This window comes from Brevundimonas sp. TWP2-3-4b2 (assembly GCF_049897345.1).
In the GTDB taxonomy this organism is placed as follows: Bacteria; Pseudomonadota; Alphaproteobacteria; order Caulobacterales; family Caulobacteraceae; genus Brevundimonas.
Window position 1 is genome coordinate 377,507 of sequence record NZ_JAFCWB010000001.1, and the last position, 26,396, is coordinate 403,902.

Sequence of the window (26,396 nt, forward strand, 5' to 3'; positions counted from 1 at the left end):
GTATCGCGCTGTGTCAGGCTGGCTTGCGGAAACGCAGGGTCATGCGGTCGCTTTCGCCGATGGCATCGTACTCGGCCCGTTCAGCCTCCGTCAGGGGCGTGGGGCGGTCGGTGGCCACGTTCTGGCGCGGCGCGGACACACGGGTCGGCGGCAGGGTCCAGACGCCATAGGGGTGGTCGTGATCATCCTTGGGGTTGGCGTTCAGCTCGCTGCGGCCCTCGAGCACGAAACCCGCCGCCTGGGCGGCGTGAATGACGAAGCTCTCGGAGACATAGCCGGTGGGGGCTGTCACATCCGCGTTCAGACCCTCGGCACTGCGGTGCTGCTCGACGGCGAGGATGCCGCCGGGCTTCAGCGCCTTGAAGAAGGACGCCAGAAAGGCATCGGTCCGGCCGCCACGGTGCCAGTTGTGGAAGGCGCGGGCGACCACGACCATGTCGGCCGTGCCGTCGGCGATGCCCATACCGTCCTGCGGGCGGTTGACGGCCACATAGGTTCCACCGGTGGCCTCCGCATAGGGACGCAGGATGGCGCTCCACCAGCCGCCGGCACCGGGCTGGATTTCGACGACAGTCGATCCCGGCGTCAGGCCCCAGAAGGTCAGGGTCTCGAACGGATGGCGCGCGCCGTCGCGGGCGATGTCGGCGGCAGGACGGGCGTCGGATCCGATGGCGGCCTGAAGCGCGGCGTCCTCCTGCAGCACCGGCGGAGTCATGGCGGCGCGGCGAACGGTGCGCTGGGCCGCCGTCTCGTTCAGGGCCGGCAGCGCGGGCAGGGCCTGGGCCGCGGCGATCGCGGGCAGGGCAAGGGCGGTCGTCATGACAAGGGCGAGCAGGCGCATGAGGGTCTCTCCACGAGGGATGGCGGGAATGTCGGTGAACCCTACGGCCTCTGCGTTCAGGGGCAAGCCTCGACACCGCCGGGGCGACAGATGGGCGCGGTCTTGACGCGGGGTCCAGGCTCCCCACATCGGAAACGAGGCCGCCGATTTCGGGGCCTCCAGCCCGGACGGGGCCGATTTCGGGCCGTCGGGGCTGACCTTCCACCGCCGTCCCGGGCAAAACCCCAAGTCGGGGTTTTGGGGGCGGTTCAACCTTGCTGATCCTCAGGAGGATGACCCATGCGTACCTATGATTTCACCCCGCTCTACCGCTCTGCCGTCGGTTTCGACCGTCTGGCCGGCCTGCTCGAAACCGCCGCGCGCACCAGCCAGGAGAACGGCTGGCCGCCCTACAACATCGAGACGACGGGCGAGAATGCCTATCGCATCGAGATCGCGGTCGCCGGCTTCAAGCCCGACGAACTGACCCTCGAGGTCAAGGAAAACCTGCTGACCGTGACCGGTCGCAAGACCGCCAACGATGAAGCGGGCACAGAGCGGACCTATCTGCATCGTGGCCTCGCCGAGCGCGATTTCGAGCGCCGGTTCCAGCTGGCCGACTATGTCGTGGTCAAGGGCGCCGACCTTGCCGACGGCCTGCTGTCCATCGAACTGAACCGCGAACTGCCGGAAGCGCTGAAGCCCCGCCGGATCGAGATCGGCTCGGGCAAACGCCTGATCGAGGGCAAGAAGGCCAAGGCGGCCTGAGCCGCCACGCCGGCTGAATGAGGAGGGCGGCTCGCAAGGGCCGCCCTTTTTTGTCGGCGGCTTGTTGGCCCCGTCATCCGCGGCCTGTTTCGGGGTGTGGACCCCGGGGCACCGGTGCGGACGTCGGCTAGGGCAACCCACGCGCCCCGTGAACATTGGCGTCGGCCAGGTCGGCCTGGGTCAGGATCGCGCCGTGCAGCAGGGCACGGCTGAGATCAGCTCCGACGAGCACGGCGCGGTTCAGGTCCGCCCCCGACAGGTCTGCACCGCGCAGGATCGTGCCGGTCAGGTCCGCGGGCAGCAGCCGGTCGGCCGCGATCAACAGCGGCCCCAGCTTGGCCCCGCGCAGGTCCGACCCGTTCAGCCGCGCCCCGGCCAGCCGTGCGCCACGCAGATCGGCACCCTTCAGATTGACCGAACGCAGGTCCGCGCCCTCGAGGTGCGCGCCCTGGAGCTGCACCCCCTCCATGTCCAGGCCGTAAAAGACCGCGCCCTTGGCGGACAGGGCGGTCAGGTTGTAGCCGTGGATGGATCGCAGGGCTCTCAGGTCTACGCCGTCGAAGACCGAGGGCCGGCCCTGGGTGCCGCCCGTCTCGCACCACTGGGCGTGCTCGGCCAGCATCTCGGCCGCGGGCATCTTGCCGACCGGGGCACCGGACGAGCGGTCGTCGGTCAGGCAGCCGGTCATATTGGCCCCGTCGGTCCGCCACATGGCCATCTTCACGCCGATCAGCACGGCGTCACGCATGTCGGCACCCGACAGGTCTGCACCCGACAGATCAGCGCCGGCCAGATCCGCGCCGCGGAAGCTGGCCTGTTTCAGATTGGCCCGGACCATCTTGCAGTCCTTCATGATGGCGTCTGAAAAGTCGGCCGACACAGCGACGATTCCGGTCAGCTTGGACCGCTCCAGATTGGCCCCCGCCAAGCAGGCGCCCTGGGCCTGGGTGTCCTTGCGCGACTTGGCCTCAACCACCTTGAAGCCCAGCTTGGCGTCGGCGGCGGCCATGGTGCCCTCGCGCAGGTCGGCCTCGAACAGATCGGCCCCGCTGAGGTCGGCACCCCGCAGGCAGGCCCCCCGCAGGTCCGCGCGGCGCATGCTGGCGTCGATCAGGATGCAGTCCTGCATGTCGGCGCCGAAGAAGGTGGCGTTGTCGAGACTCGTCCCGGTCATGTCCGTGCCGTGCAGCGAGGCGGCGGAGAAGTCTGCGTCGGCCAGGTTGCGGCCTGCCAGGGTCAGGCCGGACAGATCCATCCAGGCGAAGACGGCACGGGCCCCACCCGGCTTGGCCTGCCACAGACGGTCGTGCCGGGCGCAGATCGCGTCCAGCTCGGCCTGGTCGAGGCGCCTTTTGGCACCGGAAGTAGCGGTAGGGGCAGGCGACATGGTCCCGATATGGCACGGCGGCGCTTAAGGAAGACTGAAATGCCCGGCGACGGCGTGGCCCAAACCGTCCGCCGTCAGACCGTCAGCAGCCCTTGCGCCGCCAGCGCCTCGGCCAGTTCGCCGGGCCCGACCCAGACCCGCGTATAGCCCGCCTCGCCCAGACGCTGCAGTTCGGTCGTCAGGTCCGCCTTGGCCGAAGCGGCGAAGCGGGCGTCGAAGCCGGTCCCGTCCTCGCTGATGCGAACCATTGGCCGCCCCGTCTCGACCCGGTGCAGATAGCCCTCGTAGAGAACCGCCGCCTCCTGGGCCAGCAGACCGGTTTCGACCTCGAGCCCCGCCTTCAGCAGGCGCTCGACGCCCCGGCCCGAGGCGAAGGGCGACGGGTCGACGGCCGCGACGACGATCCGGCTGATGCCGGCGTCAATCAGGAAGTGCGAACAGGAGGTGCGGCCCGATGACCGGGCACCGCACGGCTCCATGGTGACATAGGCCGTGGCCCCACGTGCCCTGTCGCCGGCGGCGGGCGCGGCCTGTTCCTCGGCGTGCGGCCGGCCACCGGGGGCCGTCGCGGCCTCGGAGACCACCTCACCGTCCTTGACGATGACGCAGCCGACGGCGGGGTTGGGCCAGGTTTCGCCCATGCGCGCCTTGGCCAGCTCGATGGCCCGGCCCATAAAGCGGATGTCGTCCGAAGCCTGCTGCGCGGTGCTCATGCGCCGGCTCCCGGCAGCGACGGCAGGGCGGCGGCCCGGGCTTCGTCCAGATAGCGCGCCGCCACAGGGCGCAGGTCCGCGTCGAGGTCGACCTCGAGCGGATTTCCGGTCGGAATCTCGACATCGACGATGGCACGGTCCGGCACATCGAACAGATGTTTGACGATGGCGCGCAGCGAATTGCCGTGGGCGGCGATCAGCACGTCATCGCCGGCCCCCAAGCGCGGCGCGATGGCCTCGTTCCAGTAGGGCAGCACCCGGTCGAGCGTGGTCTTCAGGCTTTCGGTATCGGGAATGGTCTTGCCGGCGTAGCGGGGATCGTTCGCGAAATCCCATTCCCCGCCCGGGGCCAATGGAGGCGGCGGAATGTCGTAGCTCCGGCGCCAGATCTTGACCTGGGCCTCGCCGTGCAGGGCCGCTGTGCCGGCCTTGTCCAGCCCGGTCAGACCGCCGTAGTGGCGCTCGTTCAGCCGCCAGTCCTCGACCACCGGCACATCCTTCAGCCCGGCGGAGTCCAGCGCCAGCGCGCCCGTGCGCTTCGCCCGCTTCAGCACCGAGGTGAACATGACGGCGGGTTTGAAGCCCGCCCCGGCGAGCAGTTCGCCGCCGCGCCGCGCCTGGGCCTCACCCTCGGCCGTGAGATCGACGTCGACCCAGCCGGTGAAGCGGTTATCGAGGTTCCACTGGCTCTGGCCATGGCGCAGCAGGATCAGGCGGGGCATTCGGGTCTCCGGAGGTCCGGGCTTGGGTAGGCCCGGGGTCGGGACCGGTCAAGGTTCTGCCGTTCTTGCCCAACGTGGTGCCGAAAGCGTCGTTCCCGCGTTGTTGTGGCCCGTTGTTGTGACGGGAGGGCCGCCTGCTATACCGGGCCCGCTTCTGAACAGGACCCGATCATGATCAAGCCCCGCCAGGACCTTCGCCCCAACACGGCCGACTATGAGACCGTGCCGCTGGTGAAGCCGACGGGCTTCCGCGAATACGATGCGCGCTGGATTCTCGAGAAGGAGATCAACCTGCTCGGCATCCAGGCCCTTGGGCTCGGCCTGGCCACCTATGTTCACGAGATCGCCCAGACGCCGCGGATCGTGGTGGGTCACGATTACCGCTCCTATTCCCTGTCGGTGAAACAGGCCCTGATCCTGGGCCTGATGGAAGGCGGGATGGAGGTGCTGGACATCGGCCTGGCGCTGTCGCCGACGGCCTATTTCGCCCAGTTCGAGCTCGACGCGCCGTGCGTGGCCATGGTCACCGCCAGCCACAACGAGAACGGCTGGACCGGCGTCAAGATGGGAGCCCAGCCGCCCCTGACCTTCGGCCCCGACGAGATCGGGCGGCTGAAGGATATCGTGCTGAACGGCGAGGGCGTGGGCCGCAAGGGCGGGTCGCTGACCCGGGTCGAGGGCTTCCGCGAGGCCTATCTGGCCGACATCGTCTCGAAGGTGAAACTGACCCGGCCGCTCAAGGTCGTGGCGGCCTGCGGCAACGGCACGGCCGGCGCCTTCGCCCCCGAGGCCCTGCGCCGGATGGGGGCCGAGGTGATCGAGATGGACACCGAGCTCGACTACAATTTCCCCAAATACAATCCGAACCCCGAAGACCACGCCATGCTGATGCAGATGGCGGCCCGGGTACGCGAGACCGGTGCCGACCTGGCCCTGGGCTTTGACGGCGACGGCGACCGCTGCGGCGTGGTGGACGACACGGGCGAGGAGATCTTCGCCGACAAGATCGGATTGATGCTGGGCCGTGACCTCTCGGCCCTGCACCCCAACGCCACCTTCGTCGTCGATGTGAAATCGACCGGCCTGTACAAGACCGACGCGGTGCTCAAGGCCAATGGCGCGACCACCGTCTACTGGAAGACCGGCCACAGCTACATCAAGCGCAAGACCGCCGAACTGGGCGCTTTGGCGGGCTTCGAGAAGTCCGGCCATTTCTTCTTCAACGCGCCCCTGGGCCACGGCTATGACGACGGCATCGTCGCCGCCGGCGCGGTGCTGGCGATGCTCGATCGCAATCCCGGCAAGAAGCTCAGCGAGCTGAAGGCCGCCCTGCCCGACGCCTGGACCAGCCTGACCATGTCGCCGCATTGCGACGACGAGCTGAAATACGAGGTGCTCGAGCGGATCGTGGCCGAATATCAGGCCCTCGCCGACGCGGGCGGATCGATCCTCGGCCGCAGGATCGTCGAGGCCATCACCGTCAACGGCGTGCGCGTGCACCTCGAGGACGGGTCATGGGTTCTGGTCCGCGCCTCGTCCAACAAGCCCGAGCTGGTGGTCGTGGTCGAGAGCATGCGCTCGGCCGACGACATGCGCGCCCTGTTCCACGAAGAGGTGAAGCCCCGGCTGGCGAAATACGCCGAGATCGGGGCGTATAATCAGGAGATCTGAGGCGACCGCGTTCCGTGCATCCCCGCGAAGGCGGGGACCCAGGGTTGAGCGGCGGCAGACCGGTTGAGCCAGGTTCAATCGACATTCAGCGGACCCGCTGATCGTCCACCAAACCCCGTCTTTCCGGGGCCGCGGAGCGGAACCCGGAACCCAGGAGACTGGGCTCGACATTGGGGCGTGAGGCCGACGGCGGCGTCCAGACGCCTGGATTCCGGGTTCTTGTCCCGGCTACGCCGGTCCCAGCCCCGGAATGACGGGGGAGGGAGAACGGGTACCGACGTCTGAATGTCGATTGAACCTGGCCGACGCTCGATCAAGCGCCGGCGGCGGGGCCAAAGCCTGGGTCCCCGCCGTCGCGGGGATGCACGGTGTTTTTGCTGTCTACCGCGGGGCGCGCTTGGCCAGGATGCGCTGCAGGGTCCGCCGGTGCATGCCCAGCCGCCGTGCCGTTTCCGAGACATTGTGGTCGCACAGTTCGTAGACGCGCTGGATGTGTTCCCAGCGCACCCGGTCGGCGCTCATGGGGTTGTCCGGCGGCTCGGGTGACTCGCCGGTCGACAGCAGGGACTTGACCACGTCGTCGGCGTCGGCGGGCTTCTGCAGATAGTCGACCGCCCCGGCCTTGACCGCGGCGACGGCCGTGGCGATGGCACCATAGCCGGTCAGCATGATGATGCGGGCGTCATCGCGCCGCTCACGGATGGCCTCGACCACCTTCAGACCGTTGCCGTCCTCGAGCCGCATATCCAGCACGGCGAAGGCGGGGACAGAGGTCTTCAGCGCCTCATGCGCCTCAGCCAGGGACGCGGCGAGGGTGACCACGAAGCCGCGGCTCTCCAGCGCGCGACCCATACGGGTGCGCAGGGCGTTGTCATCGTCGAGCAACAGCAGGGTCTTGTCCGGAAGGGCGGCGATCCGGTCTTCAGCGTCGGGCATATGCGGTCTCCTGCGAGGTCAAGTCGGTAACAGTACGGCTGCGGTCAAGGTTCAGCCGCAGGGGTGCGACATCACGACGGAACTTCCAGTGCGGGCCGGGGCCAGCGAACCGCCACGCGGGCACCCTTCGGCTGGCCTTTTCCGCCGTCGCCGGCACCGACGAACACCTTGCCGCCGGTCCGTTCGAGCAGGGTCCGGGCGATGAAGAAGCCCAGCCCCATCCCGCCCTGGCTGGGAGAAATAGCCTCGGGCTCCACGGGAGCCGCCGCGCCCTTGCGGCCCTTGCGGCCCGGCGTGGCGGCAGCCACCGAAGAGGCGATCTGGGCCGCAAGGGCCCGGCGCGCCTTGCCCTGCGGCCGGCTGGTCACATAGGGCTCGCCGAGGCGGGGCAGGATGTCGGCCGGGAAACCCGGGCCGTCGTCCACCACCTCGATCTCGATGAAGCCCGCGTCCACCAGGGCCCGCACCCGCACCTTTGAACCGGCGAAATCGGCGGCATTCTCGACCAGGGTCGACAAACCGTGGATCACCTCGGGCAGGCGACGGACGAGAGGAACGGGCTCGCCCGAGGCGGTGCGCACCTCGATCTGGAAATCGAGGTCGAAGCCACGGTGGGGTTCGATCACCTCTTCGAGCAAGGCCTTCAACCCGACCTCGGCGAAGGCGCTGTCGCCCTCCTCCGGCTGCTGGGACAGGCGTTTCAGGATCTCGCGGCAGCGTTCGGCCTGTTGCAGGATCAGGGCGGCGTCCTCGGCCGCCGGTCCCCCCTTGGCCGAGGCGCGCAGCAGCTCCTTGGCCACGACCTGGATGGTCGCCAGCGGCGTGCCCAGTTCATGCGCCGCCGCCGCCGCCAGCCCGCCCAGCGCCGCCAGCCTCTGCTCGCGCTGCAGCACGTCCTGGGTGGTGGCCAGCGCCAGTTCCAGCTTCTCGGCCTCGGCCGCGACCCGCCAGGCGTACGCGGAGGTGAAGATCACGCCGGTGATCAGGGCCAGGCCGGTACCGAAGCGATACAGGGGCGGCAGGTTCAGCTCTGTCCCGGCCTGCCAGGGCAGGGGCAGGGAGAAGAAGAACAGGCTGGTGGTCGCGACCAGCACCAACAGGCCCATCAGCGCCGCCTGACGCCCCGGCAGCGAGGCGGCGGCGACCGTCACCGGTGCCACCAGCAGCAGGCAGAACGGGTTTTGCAGGCCCCCCGTCAGGGCCAGCAGGACGGACAGCTGCAGAATGTCGAACCCCAGATGCGCCGCCGTCATCCGCCCGTCCGGCAAGGAGCCGTCGATGCGCTTCAGCCGGGCCGTGGCGTTGAGGTTCATGATCACGCTGACCGCGATCACGGCCAGACAGCCCCACAGCGGCAGCTCGAAATGGAAATAGAGGGTCGCCGTGGCGACCGTTGCGCTCTGCCCCGCAATGGCCATCCAGCGCAGGATGACGAGCGTGCGCAGCGACAGGCCCCGGCTGCGCCGCGGCAGGTTTCGCCAGCCGCTGGAACGGTCCGGGTCCCGCGCCCCTTCGGAGGACGCGAACGGCGGCGCAAACTGCGACGAGAGGGGGTCTTGGGACAGGCTCACCGGTCTTCTATAGACCGGCAACGCGCGCGGTGCGCGTTTTCGAGGAGGCCTTGATGCCGCGCCGTTCCATTCTGCTGTTCGCCGGCGTCTGCATCGCCATCGCCGCGGCCGTGGCCGTCACCACCGTGGTCATGGTCAACCAGCGCGACGGGACCATCCCGCCGATGGAGACCTCGACCGGCCAGCCGAGCGTCGGCGGTCCGTTCCAGCTGGTCAACCAGGACGGACAGGCGGTCGACCAGACCCTGCTGGACGGCAAATGGTCCCTGGTCTTCTTCGGCTTTACCTACTGCCCCGACTACTGCCCCACGACCCTGACCGCCCTCGAGGCCACCAAGCAGCAGATGGGCGACCGGGCAAAGGACATCCAGATCGTCTTCGTCACGGTTGATCCCGAGCGGGACACGCCGCAGGCGCTGAAAGACTATCTGTCCTCCGACGGCTTCCCGCGCGGCGTGATCGGGCTCACCGGCACGCCGGCACAGATCAGGACCGCTGCCGACGCCTATCGCGCCTTCTACCAGAAGGTCGGAGAGGGCGACGCCTATACGATGAACCACTCCCTGACCGTCTATCTGATGGGCCCGGACGGCAGGTTCCGCAGCGCCATCGCCCACGATCTGGGACCCGAACGGGCCGCGCAGGTCATCGAACGGGCCATGGCGCGGGGGTAGTGCGTTCTCCCTCCCCCTTGTGGGGAGGGAGAAAACACGTTGCATCGCTAATCTTTTTGCAGTGCGATGCGTTCTATGGTGCTCTGCCGCGTAACGGCGGGGCCGTCTCAAGGATTCCATGCTCTATTCGCTTCACGAGCTCGCCTATCACTCGGCGACGCCGTTCCGGTTCGGGGCCCATATGGCCCGCCAGTTCTGGAGTTCTCCGTTCAATCCTGCGTCCCAGACCGCGGTCGGCCGCACGGCCCTGGCCTCGGCCGGGCTGTTCGAGAGCGTGACGCGCCGCTACGGCAAGCCCGCCTGGGGTCTGGAGACCATCGACATCGGCGGCAAGCCGGTCCGGACGACCGAACAGGTCATCTGGTCCTCGCCCTGGTGCCGCCTGGTGCGGTTCGCGCGCAATATCGGCGACCTGAAGCGGGCGAAGAAGCCGACGGCCGCGCCGGCGGTGCTGATCGTCGCCCCGCTGTCCGGCCACTACGCCACCCTGCTGCGCGGCACGGTCGAGGGCTTCCTTCAGGACCACGACGTCTATGTCACCGACTGGGTCAACGCCCGTCAGGTGCCGATGCTGGAAGGCCGGTTCGACTTCTTCGACTATATCGACCACGTCCGCACCATGCTGGGCGTCATCGGCCCGCGCGCCCATGTCGTCGGCGTCTGCCAGCCGGGACCGCCGGTGCTGGCCGCCTGCGCCCTCATGGCCGAGGACAACGATCCGAACCGGCCCGCCTCGATGACCTTCATGGGCTCGCCGATCGACGCCCGCCTGTCGCCGACCGTGACCAACCAGCTGGCCGAGGCCAAGCCGTTCACCTGGTTCAAATCCAACATGATCCACACAGCGCCCTGGCCCTATCCGGGCTTCGGGCGGCGGGTCTATCCGGGCTTCGTCCAGCTCTACAGCTTCATGTCGATGAACGAGGACAAGCACGTCGACGCCCACCGCTGCTATTTCGATGACCTGGTCTCGGGGGACGGCGACGCGACCGACAAGCACGAGGAATTCTACAACGAATACCTGTCGGTGCTGGACCTGTCGGAGGAGTTCTATCTGCAGACCATCGACATCGTCTTCCAGCAGCACCTGCTGCCGCGCGGCCTGCTGGAGCACCGCGGGCGCCCGGTGGATGTGACGAAGATCTCCGACATCGGCCTGATGACGGTCGAGGGGGCAAAGGACGACATCTCGGGGGTGGGCCAGACCCAGGCGGCGCATACGCTGTGCACCGGACTGCCGGACGACCTGCGCAAACTGTATGTCCACCCCGAGGTCGGCCACTACGGCGTGTTCAACGGCCGGCGGTTCCACGACGACATCTATCCGGCGGTCCGCGACTTCATCGCCCAACACGAGGCCCTCTGTGCAGTACCGGAACGGCCAGCGGCTGCCGCTTGACGGCATAGCCGCGAGGCTGTCGGTCAATCCGCGTGCCCGGCGGCTGTCGATCCGCATCGACGCGCGTGCCGGCGAGGCGGTGCTGATCGCCCCGTCCGAACGCCGGCTGGCCGACGTCGTCGCCTTCGCCCGCACCAAGGCGTCGTGGATGCGCGAGCGCCTGGCCGAACAGCCGCACGGGACGCCGCTGGAACCCGGGGCCGTGATCGAACTGTTCGGCCAGCCGACGCGGCTGGTGGCCACGGGCGGAGCCGGGGCGGCGCGGCTGACGGAAGACGCCGGGGGTCCGGTGATCGCCTCGGGCGGCGAGGGCGAGGCCTATGCCCGGCGGGTCGAGAACCTGTTCAAGCGGGTGGCGCGCGACACGCTCCAGACCCGCACCGATGTCCATCTTCGCACCCTCGGCCAGCGGCCGGTGAAGATGTCGATCGCCGATCCCAAGTCCCGCTGGGGCTCATGCAGTCCGCACAATCGCAGCATCCGCTACAGCTGGCGCGTGGTCATGGCCCCGCCGGCGGTGATCGACTATCTGGCCGCCCACGAAGTGGCCCATCTGGTCCACGCCGACCACAGCCCGGCCTACTGGTCGGTGGTGCAGCGGCTGGTCGGCGACCACCGCCCGTTCCGCAAATGGCTGCGCGACAACGGGCCCGCCCTGCACGCGGTGGGGCGGTAGGTTCGCCCACGATCCGCTCATCCCGGCGAAAGCCGGGACCCAGTGCTTTGGACGATCCGGTGAGTCCGGAGCACGCCTCCGTCAATCCCGGCCGCCCTGCCTCGCGAAAGAACTGGGTCCCGGCTTTCGCCGGGATGAGCGGTTTGCAGGTTGCCACCCTCAGAAGAACAGCGGGTCGGCCTTCTTTTCGGGGGGCGGGGCCGGTTCAGGGCGCTGGTCCGGTGCCTCCCGTTGCGGCTGGGGCGCCGTCGGGCGGACGACGGGCGGGCCGGGCTCGGGACGGCGCGGCTCCAGCGTCGGCTGGTCTTCAGGCGGAATGGCCTCGTCGGCCGGGGGCGCGTCGCCGAACAGGTCGCCGATCTGGCCGATCAGGTTCTCGACCGGATTGGGCGGCTGCCAGCCCTCGGGCATGGCCGGGCCGTTGGGGATGGCCGGGGCGTTCAGGCGCGGCAGGGCCGCCTCCATGAAACCGCGCCAGATGGCCGCCGGGGACGAGCCCCCGGTCACGCCGCGCATGGGCGTATTGTCGTCCTTGCCGACCCAGACGGCGGTGACGAAGCCGCCGGTGTAGCCGACGAACCAGGCGTCCTTGTAATCCGAGGTCGTGCCCGTCTTGCCGGCGATGTCGCGCCCGGCGATGGCGGCGGAACGCCCTGTGCCGCCGGTCATGACACCGCGCAGCATCTGGTTCTGGTAATAGAGGAAGGGGTTGGAAATGGCCTGGACCGCGCCGTCGGCCCGGGCCGAGCGCTGGTAGATGACCCGGCCCTGGGGGGTGCGGATGCGGCTGATGCCATAGGCCTTCACGCGCTTGCCGCCGTTGGCGAAGGCATCGAAGGCCTGCGCCATCTCGATCGGCGAGACCTCGACGGCCCCCAGCGCCATGGCCGGCTCCAGCCCGATGCGGCTGGTGATGCCGAGGCGGCGCGCGGTGCGGGCGACGTTGTCGCGGCCGATCTGGTCGGCCAGGCCGGCGGCGACGGTGTTGGTCGACTGCGCCACGGCGTTGGCCAGCGACATCTCGCCGGCAAAGGTCCCCGAATAGTTGCGCGGCGACCAGTTGCCGATGCGGATCGGCGCGTCATTGACCCGCGTCTCGGGCGTATAGCCGCTTTCCAGGGCCGTCAGATAGACGAACGGCTTGAAGGCCGAGCCGGCCTGGCGTCGGGCGTCGACGGCGCGGTTGAACTGGCTGTCGGCATAGGAGGCGCCGCCGATCATGGCGCGGACCCGGCCGTCGCCGTCCAGCGCGACCAGGGCCGCCTGCTGCACGCCCTTGGATCTGTCGCGCGTCAGAATCCGGTTCACAGACCGCTCGGCCTGGGTTTGCAGGGTCAGGTCCATGGTGGTCTCGACGACCATGTCCTCGGTCGGTTCGCCGACCAGTTCGCGGATCTGCTTGTCCAGCCAGTCAATGAAATACTGCGCGTGCTGGCTCGACAGGGTACGCGACACCCGCACCGGAGAGGCGGCGGCCTGGGCGCGCTGCTCGGGCGTAATCACCCCGGCGTCGACCATTTCGTTCAGCACCACGGTGGCGCGGATCCCGGCCCGTTCGCTCTCGGACACCGGCGAATAGCGCGACGGGGCCTTCAGAAGACCCGCCAGAAGCGCGGCCTCGCCGACCGTCAGCTGTTTGGCGCTCTTGTCGAAATAGCGCTGCGACGCGGCCTCGATGCCATAGGCCCCGGCGCCGAAATAGACGCGGTTCAGATAGAGGGCGAGGATCTCGTCCTTGGAGAATTTCATCTCCAGCCACACGGCCAGCATCAGCTCCTGGACCTTGCGCTTCATGTTCTGGTCGGGGCTCAGGAACAGGTTCTTGGCCAGCTGCTGGGTCAGGGTCGAGCCGCCCTGGACCACCCGGCCGGCGCGCATGTTCGCGGCCATGGCCCGGGTCATGCCGACGGGGTCGAACCCGGGGTGGTGATAGAAGCGCCGGTCCTCGATGGCGATGAAGGCCGCGGGGACATAGTCGGGCAGGGATTTCAGGTCGGCGGGCGGGGCCTGCTGGGTGCCGCGCACGGCGATCAGGGCCCCGTTGCGATCCAGATAGGTGATCGAGGGCTGGCGATCGACATTGTACAGCGTCGAGGTGTCGGGCAGGTCGCGAGCGAACACCGCGAAGAAGACCACCATGAAGATGGCGCCCCAGACCGCAAGGACCGCAGCCCAGTAGATCAGGCGCTGCACCGGCGTGCGCACGGGCCGGGGCCCGCCCGCATTGCCGCCACGACCGAAGCTGAAGCCGTTACCCGCCATGAAAACCCTCACCTGATCCTGACCGGTCCTAGCCGATCGGGCCGCGTACGGAAACGCCCCCCAGGGATTGTCGGCTCGCCGACAATCCCGTCGGAATTAAAGTTAGCGCGCGACTGAGTCCGAAAACCGGGAATCCACTTTTCGGGTCGCGCTTGTCCTTCACAGGACCGTGAGGGACGTTTCCGCCGAAACCATGACGCTTTGGGCCGCTATTCTAAAAACGCGTTCACCTCGGCGGCGAACCGCGCCGGCTGGTCCAGCATGATGAAGTGGGCGCTGTCGTCGATCCGCTTCAGCTGCGCGGACGGCAGGGTGGCGAAGGACATGCGGTAGATGCCGTCTACCATCTCGTCGGTCATGCGCGGGTCGTTGAACTTGATGTACAGCACCGTGGTCGGCGCCGTGATGCGCGGCAGCTCGGGCCGCAAATCGGTGACGATCAGCTCGCGGAAGGCCGAGGCCGAAACGGCGCGGTCGCTTGTAGCCGAGTCCTCCAAGGGGCCCCTGCGAGCCGCTTCTGTGTTGATCATGCTGGCGACCATCGCCGCACTCTGCTGACGATACGGTTCCTCCGGACCGGTGGTCATGCCGGCATAAAACTGGTCCGCCATCGGGACGACGCTTTCCGCCGTGGCTCCAGGCCCGCCGTACATGCCGCCCACAAAGGGGATCATATCGACCACCATCAGCCGGCCGACGCTGTCGGGGTGACGGGCCGCCAGCATCATGCCGATGGTCCCGCCCATCGAGTGACCGATCACCGCCGGCTTGTTCAGACGCTGCTCGGCGATATAGCGGGCCAGGTCCTCGGCGACGGGGGCCGAGACATTGCCGCTGGCATTGTCCTCGGCGGCGGCACCGGCGAAGCCTTGGATGTGGATACGGTGAACGCGATAACGGCCCTTGAGGCTGTCGGTCAGGCCGTCCCAGACCTCGGGCGAGGACGACAGGCCCGGGATCAGGATGACGTCGCCGACCGGATGCTCCGGGCCGTCGACCCGCACATGGAACCGGCCGGATTCGAAATCGGCGTGCTGGTGACCGTGCGCCGCGACGGGCGCGGGCGCGGGCGCGGGCTGATGGTGGCTGTGATCCTGCGCCAGGACCGGCGCAGCGATCAGGCAAAGGGCCCCGGCGAGGGCGGCGGCGGCGGTCATGGTCGTCATGGCGTTATCCCCGGATGGACGGGCGATACGCCCGTGTCTGTCCTCTAGTCGTCGCAGAGGGCGTGAATGGATGCGGCCGGTCAAGACTTCCCGTCGCCATCCCGCTAGACTGACGCCATGAGCCCAGCCGACAGCGCCGCCGTTTCCGCCGCCTCGCCCGAGGCCAAGGCCCCACCGGCCGCCTTCGGCAAGGGGTTCGTGCTGGACGCCTGGTATTTTGTCGCCCTGTCGCGCGACGTCGCCCCGGCCTCGCTGAAGCGTCATGACCTGCTGGGCGAGCCGGTGCTGATCGGCCGGACCCGCGCGGGTCAGGTCTATGCCATGCGCGACATCTGCCCCCACCGCGCCGCGCCCCTGTCGGCCGGTCGGCTGGTGGAAAAACCCGGCGAGGGCGAGACGATCGAGTGCTGCTATCACGGCTGGCGTTTCCGGCCCGACGGCGTCTGCGCCGCCATCCCCTCGCTGGTCGAGGATCAGGCGTTCGAGACGGATCGCATCCGGGTGCGGTCTTACCCGGTGCGCGAAAGTCAGGGGATGGTGTTCGTCTGGGCCACGTCCGACCCGCGCAATCCCGCCGAACCGGATCATGAGCCGCCGCAGTTTCCCGGCGTCGTCGGCGGCGAGGCCAAACTGGTCGAATGGATGGATTTCGACGCCCATATCGATCATGCGGTCGTCGGCCTGATGGACCCCGCCCACGGCCCTTATGTCCATCAGCAGTGGTGGTGGCGGTCCGAGATTTCGATGCATGAAAAGGCCAAGGCCTTCGAGCCGCGCGAGCAGGGCTTCGCCATGGTGCGGCACGCGCCGTCGTCGAACAGCCGGGCCTATAAAATCCTGGGCGGGGCACCCGCCACCGAGATCACCTTCCGCCTGCCCGGCTATCGCTGGGAACATATCCAAGTGGGCGCAAAACAGGTGCTGGCCCTGACCTGCCTGACCCCGATCAGCGAGACGAAGACCCGGATCACCCAGATTTTCTGGTCCGACCACTGGGTCTTCGGCATTGCCAAACCCTTCCTGCGCATGGGCGTCGTCGCCTTCCTGAAACAGGACGGCGGCATGGTGAACCTGCAGAACGAGGGCCTGCGCTATGATCCCGCGCTGATCTGGATCGACGACGCCGACAAACAGGCGAAATGGTACCAGCAGCTGAAGCGCGAATGGATCAAGTCCCGCGCCGAGGGCCGGCCGTTCGCCAACCCCGTGAAATCCACGACATTGCGCTGGAAGAGTTGAGGGCTCCTGCCTGACCCTGTCTCCTCCCCCTTCGCAACGCTCATGGGGAGGAGACGGGATTTTACTGCCGGCTGAGCGCGCCGGCCAGGATGATGTCGATCTGTTTGCCGATCTGGACGGTCAGCTGTTCCATGGTCCAGCTGTCGTAGGCGGCGCGGCGATAGTTCGACAGCCAGGCCTCGTAGATCATCTCGCTGAGCAGCCGCACATCGGCGTCCTGAGTCAGTTCGCGCTCGCGCACACCCGCCTGGAGGGCGTCAGTGACGACCGAGATCAGGGGCTTGATCGCAGCGCGGGTGCCCATTTCGGAGGCGACCGGCTGGAACCACGAGCGCGCGATGACGGCCTGGACCAGCGGCAGCTGCTCCAGAGAGGCATGATAACCGGCAGTCAGGGCGGCCAGCAGACGGCCCCGAACCGTGGTCTCGACCGCCGCGGCCGCCTTCAGCGTCTCGGCCAGCTGGACCAGATCGGTGGACAGCACGGCCTCGAAAAGTTCGGCCTTGTCCTGGAAATTGGCGAAGACCGCGCCGGTCGACATCCCCGCGCCCTTGGCGATGTCGCGGATGGTGGCGGGCTCATAGCCGCGCTCGGCGAACAGCGTGCGGGCCGCCTCCAGCACCTTCTGACGGGTGCGGACCTTGGCGGTCTGGCGCCGGTTCAGCCGGGGGGCTTCGCCATCGACGTCGGTTGATTGAGCGGCCGAAGCCGGGATGGAATCTCGCATAAATCGATTACTCACTCAGCGACGGCTGACATCCGCCGGTAAAACTGATCGCCGAAGCGATGGTTCATTCAGGACGCGCTAGCACCCACAGACACGCCCGTAAGGCGAGGCCGGGCAATCATCACGCAACGATGACCAAAATGGGGTAGCGGGATTAATGAGGTCATTCGTGTGGGGGTTAACGCGCCACACGCACGATTTCCGTCGCCTGCGTCTCAGCGCCGCAGTTTGGATCTGAGCGCCCGGGGCCGGCGCGGGGCGGCACTGTCGGGCATCGCTTCCTGGAAGACCTTGCGGAACTGGTCCCGACGTTCGTGAATCGAGGCCAGGACCAGGCCCATGGGCACGCCCAGGTCGATCAGCGTATTCTCGGCCAGCTGAAGACTGGCCTCGGTGGTTTCCGGCACGGCGTCCGTGACGCCCAGACGGTAGAGCCGCACCGCATGCCGGTCGTCGCGGGCCCGGGCGATCAGGATCAGGTCGGGACGCATCGCCCGGACCGCCTGGACCACCGCGTCGACCCTGGCCGGAGCGTCCATGGTGACCACGACGGCCCTCGCCGTCTCGATGCCGCACAGGACCAGCATGTCCGGACGGGCCGCGTCGCCATAGAAGACATTGGAGCCCTCGGCCCGGCCCTTGCCCACGGTCGAGGCGTCGGCGTCGATGGCCAGGAACCGCTGATCGTGGGTCAGCAGGATTTCGCCGACCAGACGGCCGACGCGGCCGAAGCCGACGATCAGCACCTGGCCCTGCTCGGGCAGGGGCTCGAGCGCCTCGGCCGGCAGGTCGGGGCGGGTCGCCTCGACGCGGCGGACCAGTCGGGATGCGATCATGGCCATCAGCGGAATGCTGAAGATGCTGATGGTCGCCGCCAGCAGGACCTGTTGCGTGAACGCCGGCGAGGCGATGCCCTCGACCAGGCCGGCACCGAGAATGACGAAGGCGAACTCTCCGGCAGGGCCGAGCACGAGCGCCGTCTCGATCGCCGTCCGGTTACCCAGTTTCCAGGCCCGCGCGGCCCCATAGATCAGACCGGCCTTCAGCAAGGTCATCACGGCGGCCAGGCCGAACACGGCGACCGGATCGGCGGCGACGGCGTCGACGTCCAGCCCGATGCCCACACCCACGAAGAAGACACCGAGCAGCAGGCCCTTGAACGGCTCGATCGAGACCTCGACCTCGCGCCGGAACTCGGTCTCGGCCAGCAGCAGGCCGGCGATCAGGGCTCCCAGGCTCATGGACAGACCGGCGGCCTGGGCGGCCAGACCCGAGCCGACCACCACCAGCAGGCTGGCGGCGATGAACATTTCCTGCCCCTGACCCTTCGCCTTGGCCTTGGCGACTGAGCGGAACATCGGCCGCAGCACCAGCCGGCCCAGCAGCACCAGCAGGAACAGACCGACGGCGGCGGGGATCAGGGTGAACAGGGCCGGGCCGAGGGTAGAGGGGTCGAAATCACCGCTGCCGATGCCGCCCTGGGCCAGGGCGGCCAGCACCGTGACGGTGATCAGGATCGGGGCCACCGCCAGGTCCTGGGCCAGCAGGATGGCAAAGGTCGCGCGGCCGGAGACGGTGGAGATGCGGCCGCGCTCGGCCATCACCGGCATGACCACGGCCGTCGAGGACAGGGCCAGCCCCATGCCAAGCACCGCGGCGGAAACCAGCGGCTGGCCCATGGCGACGAAGACCGCGCCCAGGGCGACGGTGCAGGCCGCAACCTGGGTCAGGCCAAGGCCGAACACCAGCCGGCGCATGGCCTTCAGCCGCTCCCACGAGAGCTCGAGCCCGATCATGAACATCAGGAAGGCGACGCCCAGTTCCGACAGGGAGCGGATCTGGGCCGCGTCCGAAATCGTCAGCCAGGACAGCCAGGGCAGGGTATCGGACAGGCGCGCGAGGCCGTTCGGCCCCAGCAGCACCCCGGCCGCCAGAAAGCCCAGAACCGGGCTGATCTTCAAACGGTTGAACAGGGGCACAACGACGCCGGCCGCCGCCAGGAAGACGACCAGATCGCGATATTCGCCGCCGCCGCCGTGAATCGTCATCGCTTCCCCAATGACGCTCAGCCTACAGGCTGAAACGCCTGTCCGCCCGGGTTTCCGTCGCACATGACAAAAAATTCAGGCGACAGGCGGGAACCGGGGCGTAGGGTCGCCGCGACGCTGTCCGTAGAGAAGCGAAGCCGAGGAAATCCCCATGAAGAAACTGCTGATCGGCGCCGCGCTCGGCGCGCTGCTGCTGCCCGCCTCGCTGGCTGCGGCCCAGGATCACGACCACGCCTGCGTCGACGAGAGCTGCACGGTCTTCGAACTGTTCCAGACCCCCGCCGAGGGTGCCACAGTGATGGGTTTCCAGGGTACGGAAGCGCCGAAATACGGCACCTGGGGCTTTGACCTGGCCGGTCGCGACACCTCGGTGAACCCGGGCGACAGCTTCATGCGCTACGCCAACGGCACGGCGCTGGACTCCATGCAGATCCCGTCGGACCGCACCAGCTACGGCTCCTTCGCCCTGCTGCGCGAACTGTCCGACAACCGCGTCAAGGCGATGATCGAGGGCCTGACCGCCCGCACCGACCTGACCGCCGGCTCGGACGAACAGAAGATCGCCGACGCCTACCGCTCCTACATGGACGAGGCCCGGATCGAGGCGCTCGACGCCGCGCCGCTGGCACCCTTCCTGGCCGCCATCCGCGCCGCCAATACCCGTGACTTGGCCGCCGTCTACATGGGCCAGACCCAGGGCCGCCTCGGCAACTCCATCTTCGGCACCGGCATCACCACCGACCAGAAGGCCCCGACCCGCTATGTCGTCTCGACCGGCCAGAGCGGCCTGGGCCTGCCCAACCGCGACTACTATCTGGAAGAGCGCTGGGCGGCCAAGAAGGTCCTCTACCAGGCCTATGTCGCCCGTATGCTGGGACTCATCGGCTGGGAAAACCCCGAACAGTCGGCCGCCGACATCCTCGCCTTCGAGACCCGCATCGCCGAGGCGCACTGGACCGCAGTCCAGAACCGCAACCGCGATGAGACCTACAACGAATACACCATCACCAGCCTGGCCGCCGAGGCCCCCGGCTTCCCCTGGCAGGACTACTACAATGCCGTCGGTGTGGGTGAGGTCCCGCGCCTGATCGTCCGTCAGGACACGGCCATGCCCAGGATGGCCGCCATCTATGGCGAGACGCCGATCGAGACGATCCAGGCCTGGCAGGCCTTCCACACCACGGACGACGCCGCGCCGCGCCTGTCGCGCCGTTTCTCTGACGCCCAGTGGGAGTTCCGCTCGCGGGACCTGAACGGCCAGCCGATGCAGCGCGCCCGTGACAAGCGCGGCATCAGCTTCGCCGAGGGCATGCTGGGCGAGGCCGTCGGCCGCCAGTATGTCTCGGAATATTTCCCGGCCGAGTCCAAGGCCAAGATGGAAGCCCTGGTCGCCAACCTGCGCGTCGCCCTCGGCAACCGCATCCGCACCTACAGCTGGATGAGCGCGGACACCCAGGCCCAGGCCCAGGACAAGCTGGACAAGTTCACGGTCAAGATCGGCTATCCGAACAAATGGCGGGACTACTCCGCTCTGGAGGTCCGTCCCGACGACCTGTTCGGCAACTCTGAACGCGCCGGCATCTTCCAGTGGAACTACCAGCTCAACCGCCTCAATGAGCCGGTCGACAAGACCGAATGGGGCATGACCCCCCAGACGGTGAACGCCTATTACAACTCGACCAACAACGAGATCGTCTTCCCGGCCGCCATCCTGCAGCCGCCGTTCTTCGATCCCGACGCGGACCCGGCCGTCAACTACGGTGGCATCGGCGGCGTCATCGGCCATGAGATCGGCCACGGCTTCGACGATCAGGGCTCCAAGTCCGACGGCGACGGCGTACTGCGCAGCTGGTGGACACCCGAGGATCGGGCCAATTTCGACGGTCTGACCCGGCGTCTGGGCGAACAGTATGACCAGTTCGAGCCGATCCCCGGCTTCAAGGTCCAGGGCGGACTGACCATGGGCGAGAACATCGGCGACGCCGCCGGCAATGCGGTGGGTCTGGAGGCCTATCACCTCTCGCTGAACGGCCAGCCGGCGCCCATCCTCGATGGCACCACCGGCGACCAGCGCTTCTTCTACGGCTGGGCCCAGGTCTGGCAGTCCAAGATGCGCGACGACGCCCTGCGCAACCAGATCGCCACCGATCCGCACAGCCCCGCCGAGTTCCGCGTCATCGGCCCGGTGCGCAACGTCGACGCCTGGTATGAGGCGTTCAACGTCCAGCCCGGCTCGAAATACTACCTCGCGCCGGCCGACCGGGTCCGCATCTGGTAGGGCGTTTCACCCGCTGATCGACGAAGGGCCGGAGCGGCAACGCTCCGGCCCTTTTTCGTTGTGGTTGACCTGCCCTCCACCGTGCACCCCGGCGAATGCCGGGGTGCAGATCAGGACAGGGTGGGCAGGGATGGGCGCCGCGATCCCTGAGCAGATAATGGCGCTCGCCATCTGGACCCCGGCATTCGCCGGGGCGCACGAATATAAAATGCAAGGAAGGGGCGCGACCTGCGCTCAAGCAGCGAGCCGCCGCGCGGCGAGCGATAGCGCCCAAACCGGGGATGAAAAAAAGCCCGCCGCGGGGGATAGATCGCGGCGGGCTTTCTTTCGCTCTTTGACGAGCGGACGTTTCCTCCCCGAAACGCCTTCGAGCCACTGAAGCGTCTGAACGCTGCGTTTCTCGAGTGCGTCAGATTGACGACATTTCATCGTTCAAGTCAATGAAGGCCGAGCGGAACCCACGGGAATTTCAAGGTTATCGGCGATAACCTACGCGCTCGCGCGGGCGCTTTCGACGATCGCCCGGACGTTCGCCACCAGATCCCCGCGCGGCACCAGGCGCTGGCCCGGGCGTTCGGACTTCCAGGCCTCGTTGTCGGTCACACCGGCGGCGAGCGCCCGACCCGCGTCGAGGTCCTTGATCGTCACCTGGCCGGCCGCGATCTCGTCCCCGCCGAGGATGACGGCGGCGGGGGCACCACGACGGTCGGCGTATTTCATCTGCGCCTTCATGCCCGCCCGGCCGAGGTAGAGTTCCGCCGCGATCCCGGCGTTGCGCAGCTCGGACACGGCGTCGAGATAGTGCTGCATGTCGGCGTCAGAGAAGACGATGACCACGACCGGTCCGCGTACGGACTCCGCCGCCCCCCGACCCGCCGCCTTGAGCGCCGAGGCCAGGCGCGACACCCCGAACGAAAAGCCCGTGGCCGGCAGGCGCTCGCCGATGAACCGGGCCACGAGGTCGTCATAACGGCCGCCGCCGCCGATCGAACCGAACCGCACGGCGCGACCCTTGTCGTCGGTCGTGTCCAGCAGCAGTTCGGCCTCGAATACCGCGCCGGTGTAATATTCCAGACCGCGCACGATGGTGGGGTCGAAGCGCACGGTCCCCTCGCCCACCTTCATCGCCGTCAGGGCACGGTCGATGGCCGCCAGTTCCTCCAGCGCCGCCTGGCCGGTCGCGCCCAGGCCCCCGGCCCGCGCGACGGCCTCGAGCGTGGCCGCCCGCGACAGATCCGCGTCGCCCGCCGAGGCGAGGAAGGCCTCGATGGTCGCGGCCACGCCGATCGGCAGGTCGGCCCCCTTGGTATAGTCGCCCGACTCGTCCAGCCGACCTTCACCCAGCAGGGCCGAGACGCCCTCCCAGCCCAGCCGGTCGAATTTGTCGATGGCCCGCAGCGCGGTCAGGCGCTGGCGCGGATCGGTGACGCCGCCGGCGTCGAACAGGCCGTCGAACAACTTTCGATTCGAAACGCGCACCACGGCCTGGTCGGTGCCCAGCCCGGCCGCGCGCAGGCCCTCACAGGCCATGGCGATGATCTCGGCGTCGGCCTCGGGCCGATCCGAGCCGACGGTATCGGCGTCGCACTGGACGAATTCACGGAAGCGACCGGGGCCGGGCTTTTCGTTGCGCCACACGGGGCCGAAGGCATAGCGGCGGAACGGCTTGGGCAGGGTCTCCCACCCCTGCGCCGCGAACCGGGCCAGCGGCGCGGTCAGGTCGTAGCGCAGCGCCATCCACTGATCGTCGTCGTCCTGAAGGGCGAAGACGCCCTCGTTCGGACGGTCGGCGTCCGGCAGGAATTTGCCCAGGGCATCGGCGTATTCGAAGGCCCCGGTCTCGAGCGGCTCGAAGCCCCAGCGCTCATAGACCTCGGACACGCGGGCGACGAGGCGGCGCTCGGCGATCAGATCGGCCCCACGACGGTCGGCGAACCCTCGCGGATTGCGGGCTTCGGGGCGGGTCGGCGTGTCGGTGCTCATGCCGCGCCGCTTAAGCCATCGTCAGCCGCCGGGCAACGACGCCGATCAGCCTCAGGCGACGGAGGCCTTCCGCAACGGCACCATCCGGCCGTAGCTCAGGCAGCGCCACAGCCACTCCAGCGGTCCCATGCTGAACACCGACAACCACAGCGGCGACCAGATCAGCTGGGCCACCCAGACGGCTATCACCACCATCCACATCTCGGCCGGACCATGCGTGCCGAACCACATCGGGCCCCACGGCGCATAGTAGAGGGTGACCATGATCAGGGTCTGGGTCAGGTAGTTGGTGAAGGCCATCCGTCCGACGGGCGCGAAGAGGGCGGTCAGGACCCTCAGTCCGAACCGGTTTATCAGGATCAGAACAGTGGCGTAGAACAGGGTGATCAAGGGTGCCATGCCGCCCGCGGCGGCAGCCAGGCCACGGGTCGGATCCGACCCCTCGGGGGCGATCGCCTCCTGCCAGCCGAACCAGGCGAAGGCCACCAGATTGGCCCCGCCGGTCAGGATCACCAGCAGATAGACCCAGAGCGGCGAACGGCCCGACAGATAGCCGGACTTGAACAGGCCCAGGCCCAGCAGCATCAGCGGCACGGTGACGAGGATGAGGAAGGGGCTGGCCATGAGCTGGAAGGTTGCCCAGGTCTCGAGATTGGCCAGCAGGCCCGCCGGCCAGCCGCTGCGATACAGCTCGATCGCCGCCTGGATGGCCGCGGGATCGGCGGACGGCATTCCGGCCTGCATCTTGGCCGCGAACTCGGCGGGCATATTGGCCATGCCCCACGAGGCGAGCGTGGCGACAACGCCCCACAGCAGGGTGATGGATCCGCCGACCCACAGCAGCCGGCGCGCGCTCCACGAGCGCATCAGCATGACCAGCAGGCCGCAGTAGGCGTAGTGCAGCAGGATGTCGCCGTACCAGAAGGCCGCGCCGTGGATCAGGCCGATCAGCCCCAGCCACAGCAGGCGCCGGCGCAACAGTCGGCCGCGCCCCTCATCGAACCGCTCGCCGCCGACCAGGAAGACCGACACGCCGAACAGCATGGTGAAGAGGGTGCGCATCTTGTCGGCGAAGAAGACGTCGGTGACCCACAGGCCGATGGTGTCGGCATGGCTGAGCGCCCCGGGAGGCGGGCCCCCGGCCATAGTCAGCTGGTATGGCCAGGCGAAGCTGATGGCGTTGACCGCCAGAATGCCCAGAATGGCCCAGCCCCGCAGCACATCCAGATTATAGATGCGGTCTTTCGGCTGGACAGGCGTCAATCCGGGCTGCGCCCGTGGCGCGGTTTCGACGTCAATAGCGGCCATGTTGTTCCCCCCGGTATGGCGAGACCCAGCTTGGCGGAATCGGCGGCGGTCTGAAACTGAATTCGCTGTAACCGGCCCCGCGGACGGCGTCAGCCCGACTCGCGGTCGCGCAGGACCCCCAGCCGGTCGCGGACCTCGGGCTGGGGCATGAAGGCGATGAAGGCGGCGCACAGGCCCGCCCACAGGGCATAGCTGACGCCCAGCAGCACGGCGATCGGCAGGCCGCCGACGCCGTAGATCAGCAGGGTCGTCTCGGTCGCGCCGGCCGCCTGGGCGACGTCTCCGGCCTCAAACCAGCCGACCACGGACACGATCAGGGCCAGCATGGCCTGAAGCCCCGCCGACAGCAGTCCGCCGAAGAACATGAAGCGCCAGACCACGCCCAGCCGCGTCGACGGTCGGCCGGTCAGATCGCGCTCGCGCGACAGCAGCCACAGCCCGCCCGGAACAGCGGCCAGACCGATGATCAGCACGATCAGCCGCCAGTCCGTCTCGAGACCGGGCAACCAGTTCTGCGGCGGCCAGATCATCAGGGTGATGACCAGTGGCGGCCACAGCGCCCCGGCGATCGCCGCCAGCACGATGCGATGCGGTTCGCGCCGCCAGGTGACGCGCTGCTGGCCGGGAAAATCCTCCGGCCGCTCGAGCGAGGGGATCATCGGCGCCTTCACCGGGTCGGGACCGGCTCGGCGCCGGAATAGTCGTAGAAGCCGCGCCCGGACTTGCGCCCCAGCCAGCCGGCCTCGACATATTTCACCAGCAGCGGGCAGGGCCGGTATTTGCTGTCGGCCAGACCGTCGTAGAGCACATTCATGATCGCCAGAACGACATCCAGGCCCATGAAGTCCGCCAGCTCGAGCGGCCCCATGGGATGGTTGGCGCCCAGTTTCAGCGCCTGGTCGATCGAGGCGACGTTGCCGACGCCCTCGTACAGGACATAGACCGCCTCGTTGATCATCGGCACCAGGATGCGGTTGACGATGAAGGCCGGAAAATCCTCGGAATTGGTCGTGGTCTTGCCCAGGCTCTCGGCGAAGGCGACGGCCGTTTCATAGGTGTCGGCCGAAGTGGCGATGCCGCGGACGATCTCGACCAGCTTCATCACCGGTGCCGGCTTCATGAAATGCAGGCCGATGAAACGCTCGGGCCGGTCGGTGGCCGAGGCCAGCCGGGTGATCGAGATCGAAGACGTATTGGAGGCCAGCAGAGTGTGCGCGCCCAGATGCGGCGTCAGGTCGGAGAGGATGGCCTTCTTGACCGCCTCGTCCTCGAACGCGGCCTCGATCACCAGATCGGCCTTGGCGGCGGCGGCGAGCGACGGGGCCGGGGCGATGCGTGACAGGGTGGCGTCGGCGGCGGCCTGGTCGATCAGGCCGCGCGCGACCTGACGCGCCAGGCTGGCGGCGATCGCGGCCTGCGCCTGGGGCACGCGGTCGGCGGCGGCGTCGTACAGCAGCACCTGATAGCCGCCCGCGGCCACGGCCTGGGCGATGCCTGCGCCCATCTGGCCTGCGCCGACGATGGCGACGGATCGGATCGTGGTCATGAAGTCCGGTTGGCTGGCAGGCACAGGGCCCGTTCGGAGCGGCACCTTAGGACCCTCGCCGGACGGCGCAAGGCCGGAAGCGCGGGTCCATGGCGAAGACGACAGGCCGTGTCGCCGCGGTCGCGTTTATCCCAGCATCTGGATCAGGAAGGGCGCGGTCATGCGGTTGAACAGGATGCGCACGAAATTGATCAGCAGCAGCACCACGATCGGCGAGATGTCGATCCCGCCCAGCGGGGGAATGATGCGGCGGAACGGCTCCAGCAGCGGGGCGGTGATCCGGTCAAGAAGATCGGCCACCTGATTCACGAACCGGTTGCGCCGGTTGATGACGTCGAAGGCGAACAGCCAGCTGATGATGGCCGACAGAATGATCGACCAGGTCATGATCGACAGGATCGTATTGACCAGCCAGACGATGGCGTAACCCATTCAGGGTCTCCCGAAACAAAATCAGTTCCGGTTCTAGCGTCGCCGCGCCGCAGGTCCAGCGATTCCGGTG

At 68.1% G+C, this 26,396-nt stretch carries 22 protein-coding genes; 7 read left to right on the plus strand and 15 right to left on the minus strand.

The window, feature by feature from the left end; genetic code table 11:
- Positions 1 to 13: 13 nt before the first annotated feature.
- Positions 14 to 841, minus strand: coding sequence for a class I SAM-dependent methyltransferase (locus tag ACP7AS_RS01755; RefSeq protein ID WP_426027102.1), 828 nt, complete (start codon positions 839 to 841; stop codon positions 14 to 16).
- A 279-nt stretch (positions 842 to 1,120) separates the two neighbouring features.
- Between ACP7AS_RS01755 and ACP7AS_RS01760 the strand changes: the two genes are divergently transcribed.
- Complete coding sequence (locus tag ACP7AS_RS01760; RefSeq protein WP_426027103.1) at positions 1,121 to 1,588, plus strand: Hsp20 family protein; 468 nt, start codon at positions 1,121 to 1,123, stop codon at positions 1,586 to 1,588.
- Between the two features lie 127 nt (positions 1,589 to 1,715).
- Here ACP7AS_RS01760 and ACP7AS_RS01765 read toward each other — a convergent pair whose 3' ends face one another.
- The 3 genes from ACP7AS_RS01765 to ACP7AS_RS01775 all read right to left on the minus strand — a co-directional run bounded on the left by ACP7AS_RS01765 (position 1,716) and on the right by ACP7AS_RS01775 (position 4,410).
- Positions 1,716 to 2,975 (minus strand): pentapeptide repeat-containing protein, encoded by a 1,260-nt coding sequence (locus tag ACP7AS_RS01765; RefSeq protein WP_426027104.1) that lies wholly within the window; start codon positions 2,973 to 2,975, stop codon positions 1,716 to 1,718.
- A gap of 74 nt (positions 2,976 to 3,049) precedes the next feature.
- Positions 3,050 to 3,688 (minus strand): bifunctional diaminohydroxyphosphoribosylaminopyrimidine deaminase/5-amino-6-(5-phosphoribosylamino)uracil reductase RibD, encoded by a 639-nt coding sequence (gene ribD / locus ACP7AS_RS01770; protein ID WP_426027105.1) that lies wholly within the window; start codon positions 3,686 to 3,688, stop codon positions 3,050 to 3,052.
- Positions 3,685 to 4,410 carry a 2,3-bisphosphoglycerate-dependent phosphoglycerate mutase gene (locus ACP7AS_RS01775; protein WP_426027106.1) on the minus strand — a complete coding sequence of 242 codons (726 nt, stop codon included), beginning with the start codon at positions 4,408 to 4,410 and terminating at the stop codon, positions 3,685 to 3,687. Before ACP7AS_RS01775 ends, ribD begins: the two co-directional genes overlap by 4 nt.
- Before the next feature lie 171 nt (positions 4,411 to 4,581).
- Between ACP7AS_RS01775 and ACP7AS_RS01780 the strand changes: the two genes are divergently transcribed.
- Positions 4,582 to 6,081, plus strand: a complete 1,500-nt coding sequence (locus ACP7AS_RS01780) for a phosphomannomutase/phosphoglucomutase (RefSeq protein ID WP_426027107.1) — start codon at positions 4,582 to 4,584, stop codon at positions 6,079 to 6,081.
- A gap of 381 nt (positions 6,082 to 6,462) precedes the next feature.
- Here the strand turns inward: ACP7AS_RS01780 and ACP7AS_RS01785 are convergent, their stop codons facing one another.
- Positions 6,463 to 7,017 (minus strand): ActR/PrrA/RegA family redox response regulator transcription factor, encoded by a 555-nt coding sequence (locus ACP7AS_RS01785; RefSeq protein WP_426027108.1) that lies wholly within the window; start codon positions 7,015 to 7,017, stop codon positions 6,463 to 6,465.
- 71 nt (positions 7,018 to 7,088) lie between these two features.
- On the minus strand, positions 7,089 to 8,588 hold the full coding sequence (locus ACP7AS_RS01790; RefSeq protein ID WP_426027109.1) for an ActS/PrrB/RegB family redox-sensitive histidine kinase: 1,500 nt from the start codon (positions 8,586 to 8,588) through the stop codon (positions 7,089 to 7,091).
- Between the two features lie 53 nt (positions 8,589 to 8,641).
- Here ACP7AS_RS01790 and ACP7AS_RS01795 point away from each other — a divergent pair, with 53 nt between their 5' ends.
- From ACP7AS_RS01795 to ACP7AS_RS01805, 3 genes are all read left to right on the plus strand, one after another.
- Entirely contained in the window at positions 8,642 to 9,262 is a 621-nt protein-coding gene (locus tag ACP7AS_RS01795; protein ID WP_426027110.1) for an SCO family protein, read from the plus strand.
- A gap of 118 nt (positions 9,263 to 9,380) precedes the next feature.
- Complete coding sequence (locus tag ACP7AS_RS01800) at positions 9,381 to 10,661, plus strand: polyhydroxyalkanoate depolymerase (RefSeq protein WP_426027111.1); 1,281 nt, start codon at positions 9,381 to 9,383, stop codon at positions 10,659 to 10,661.
- Complete coding sequence (locus ACP7AS_RS01805) at positions 10,627 to 11,337, plus strand: M48 family metallopeptidase (protein WP_426027112.1); 711 nt, start codon at positions 10,627 to 10,629, stop codon at positions 11,335 to 11,337. Before ACP7AS_RS01800 ends, ACP7AS_RS01805 begins: the two co-directional genes overlap by 35 nt.
- Positions 11,338 to 11,496: 159 nt before the next feature.
- Here the strand turns inward: ACP7AS_RS01805 and ACP7AS_RS01810 are convergent, their stop codons facing one another.
- Positions 11,497 to 13,599 (minus strand): transglycosylase domain-containing protein, encoded by a 2,103-nt coding sequence (locus tag ACP7AS_RS01810; protein ID WP_426027113.1) that lies wholly within the window; start codon positions 13,597 to 13,599, stop codon positions 11,497 to 11,499.
- A gap of 209 nt (positions 13,600 to 13,808) precedes the next feature.
- Positions 13,809 to 14,765, minus strand: a complete 957-nt coding sequence (locus ACP7AS_RS01815; protein WP_426027114.1) for an alpha/beta fold hydrolase — start codon at positions 14,763 to 14,765, stop codon at positions 13,809 to 13,811.
- A 117-nt stretch (positions 14,766 to 14,882) separates the two neighbouring features.
- Here ACP7AS_RS01815 and ACP7AS_RS01820 point away from each other — a divergent pair, with 117 nt between their 5' ends.
- Entirely contained in the window at positions 14,883 to 16,004 is a 1,122-nt protein-coding gene (locus ACP7AS_RS01820) for a Rieske 2Fe-2S domain-containing protein (RefSeq protein WP_426027115.1), read from the plus strand.
- Between the two features lie 61 nt (positions 16,005 to 16,065).
- Here the strand turns inward: ACP7AS_RS01820 and ACP7AS_RS01825 are convergent, their stop codons facing one another.
- On the minus strand, positions 16,066 to 16,731 hold the full coding sequence (locus ACP7AS_RS01825; RefSeq protein ID WP_426027116.1) for a TetR/AcrR family transcriptional regulator: 666 nt from the start codon (positions 16,729 to 16,731) through the stop codon (positions 16,066 to 16,068).
- 215 nt (positions 16,732 to 16,946) lie between these two features.
- Positions 16,947 to 18,779, minus strand: coding sequence for a cation:proton antiporter (locus tag ACP7AS_RS01830; protein ID WP_426027117.1), 1,833 nt, complete (start codon positions 18,777 to 18,779; stop codon positions 16,947 to 16,949).
- A gap of 151 nt (positions 18,780 to 18,930) precedes the next feature.
- Between ACP7AS_RS01830 and ACP7AS_RS01835 the strand changes: the two genes are divergently transcribed.
- Positions 18,931 to 21,057, plus strand: coding sequence for a M13 family metallopeptidase (locus ACP7AS_RS01835; RefSeq protein ID WP_426027118.1), 2,127 nt, complete (start codon positions 18,931 to 18,933; stop codon positions 21,055 to 21,057).
- A gap of 489 nt (positions 21,058 to 21,546) precedes the next feature.
- Here ACP7AS_RS01835 and hisS read toward each other — a convergent pair whose 3' ends face one another.
- The 5 genes from hisS to ACP7AS_RS01860 all read right to left on the minus strand — a co-directional run bounded on the left by hisS (position 21,547) and on the right by ACP7AS_RS01860 (position 26,326).
- Positions 21,547 to 23,040, minus strand: a complete 1,494-nt coding sequence (gene hisS / locus ACP7AS_RS01840; RefSeq protein ID WP_426027119.1) for a histidine--tRNA ligase — start codon at positions 23,038 to 23,040, stop codon at positions 21,547 to 21,549.
- Between the two features lie 51 nt (positions 23,041 to 23,091).
- The gene (locus ACP7AS_RS01845; protein WP_426027120.1) at positions 23,092 to 24,348 is read right to left on the minus strand and encodes a DUF418 domain-containing protein; all 1,257 of its coding nucleotides are present in this window, start codon (positions 24,346 to 24,348) and stop codon (positions 23,092 to 23,094) included.
- Between the two features lie 89 nt (positions 24,349 to 24,437).
- On the minus strand, positions 24,438 to 25,007 hold the full coding sequence (locus ACP7AS_RS01850) for a phthalate transporter (RefSeq protein ID WP_426027121.1): 570 nt from the start codon (positions 25,005 to 25,007) through the stop codon (positions 24,438 to 24,440).
- An 8-nt stretch (positions 25,008 to 25,015) separates the two neighbouring features.
- Entirely contained in the window at positions 25,016 to 25,894 is an 879-nt protein-coding gene (locus ACP7AS_RS01855; protein ID WP_426027122.1) for a 3-hydroxybutyryl-CoA dehydrogenase, read from the minus strand.
- Positions 25,895 to 26,020: 126 nt separating this feature from the next.
- Positions 26,021 to 26,326, minus strand: coding sequence for a YggT family protein (locus ACP7AS_RS01860; RefSeq protein WP_426027123.1), 306 nt, complete (start codon positions 26,324 to 26,326; stop codon positions 26,021 to 26,023).
- Between the last annotated feature and the right edge of the window lie 70 nt (positions 26,327 to 26,396).

Coding starts and splice junctions, on each gene's coding strand:
- ACP7AS_RS01755 (WP_426027102.1), bottom strand. CDS start 841: ATGCGCCTGCTCGCCCTTGTCATGACGACCGCCCTTGCCCTGCCCGCG.
- ACP7AS_RS01760 (WP_426027103.1), top strand. CDS start 1,121: ATGCGTACCTATGATTTCACCCCGCTCTACCGCTCTGCCGTCGGTTTC.
- ACP7AS_RS01765 (WP_426027104.1), bottom strand. CDS start 2,975: ATGTCGCCTGCCCCTACCGCTACTTCCGGTGCCAAAAGGCGCCTCGAC.
- ribD (WP_426027105.1), bottom strand. CDS start 3,688: ATGAGCACCGCGCAGCAGGCTTCGGACGACATCCGCTTTATGGGCCGG.
- ACP7AS_RS01775 (WP_426027106.1), bottom strand. CDS start 4,410: ATGCCCCGCCTGATCCTGCTGCGCCATGGCCAGAGCCAGTGGAACCTC.
- ACP7AS_RS01780 (WP_426027107.1), top strand. CDS start 4,582: ATGATCAAGCCCCGCCAGGACCTTCGCCCCAACACGGCCGACTATGAG.
- ACP7AS_RS01785 (WP_426027108.1), bottom strand. CDS start 7,017: ATGCCCGACGCTGAAGACCGGATCGCCGCCCTTCCGGACAAGACCCTG.
- ACP7AS_RS01795 (WP_426027110.1), top strand. CDS start 8,642: ATGCCGCGCCGTTCCATTCTGCTGTTCGCCGGCGTCTGCATCGCCATC.
- ACP7AS_RS01800 (WP_426027111.1), top strand. CDS start 9,381: ATGCTCTATTCGCTTCACGAGCTCGCCTATCACTCGGCGACGCCGTTC.
- ACP7AS_RS01810 (WP_426027113.1), bottom strand. CDS start 13,599: ATGGCGGGTAACGGCTTCAGCTTCGGTCGTGGCGGCAATGCGGGCGGG.
- ACP7AS_RS01815 (WP_426027114.1), bottom strand. CDS start 14,765: ATGACGACCATGACCGCCGCCGCCGCCCTCGCCGGGGCCCTTTGCCTG.
- ACP7AS_RS01820 (WP_426027115.1), top strand. CDS start 14,883: ATGAGCCCAGCCGACAGCGCCGCCGTTTCCGCCGCCTCGCCCGAGGCC.
- ACP7AS_RS01825 (WP_426027116.1), bottom strand. CDS start 16,731: ATGCGAGATTCCATCCCGGCTTCGGCCGCTCAATCAACCGACGTCGAT.
- ACP7AS_RS01830 (WP_426027117.1), bottom strand. CDS start 18,779: ATGACGATTCACGGCGGCGGCGGCGAATATCGCGATCTGGTCGTCTTC.
- ACP7AS_RS01835 (WP_426027118.1), top strand. CDS start 18,931: ATGAAGAAACTGCTGATCGGCGCCGCGCTCGGCGCGCTGCTGCTGCCC.
- hisS (WP_426027119.1), bottom strand. CDS start 23,040: ATGAGCACCGACACGCCGACCCGCCCCGAAGCCCGCAATCCGCGAGGG.
- ACP7AS_RS01845 (WP_426027120.1), bottom strand. CDS start 24,348: ATGGCCGCTATTGACGTCGAAACCGCGCCACGGGCGCAGCCCGGATTG.
- ACP7AS_RS01850 (WP_426027121.1), bottom strand. CDS start 25,007: ATGATCCCCTCGCTCGAGCGGCCGGAGGATTTTCCCGGCCAGCAGCGC.
- ACP7AS_RS01855 (WP_426027122.1), bottom strand. CDS start 25,894: ATGACCACGATCCGATCCGTCGCCATCGTCGGCGCAGGCCAGATGGGC.
- ACP7AS_RS01860 (WP_426027123.1), bottom strand. CDS start 26,326: ATGGGTTACGCCATCGTCTGGCTGGTCAATACGATCCTGTCGATCATG.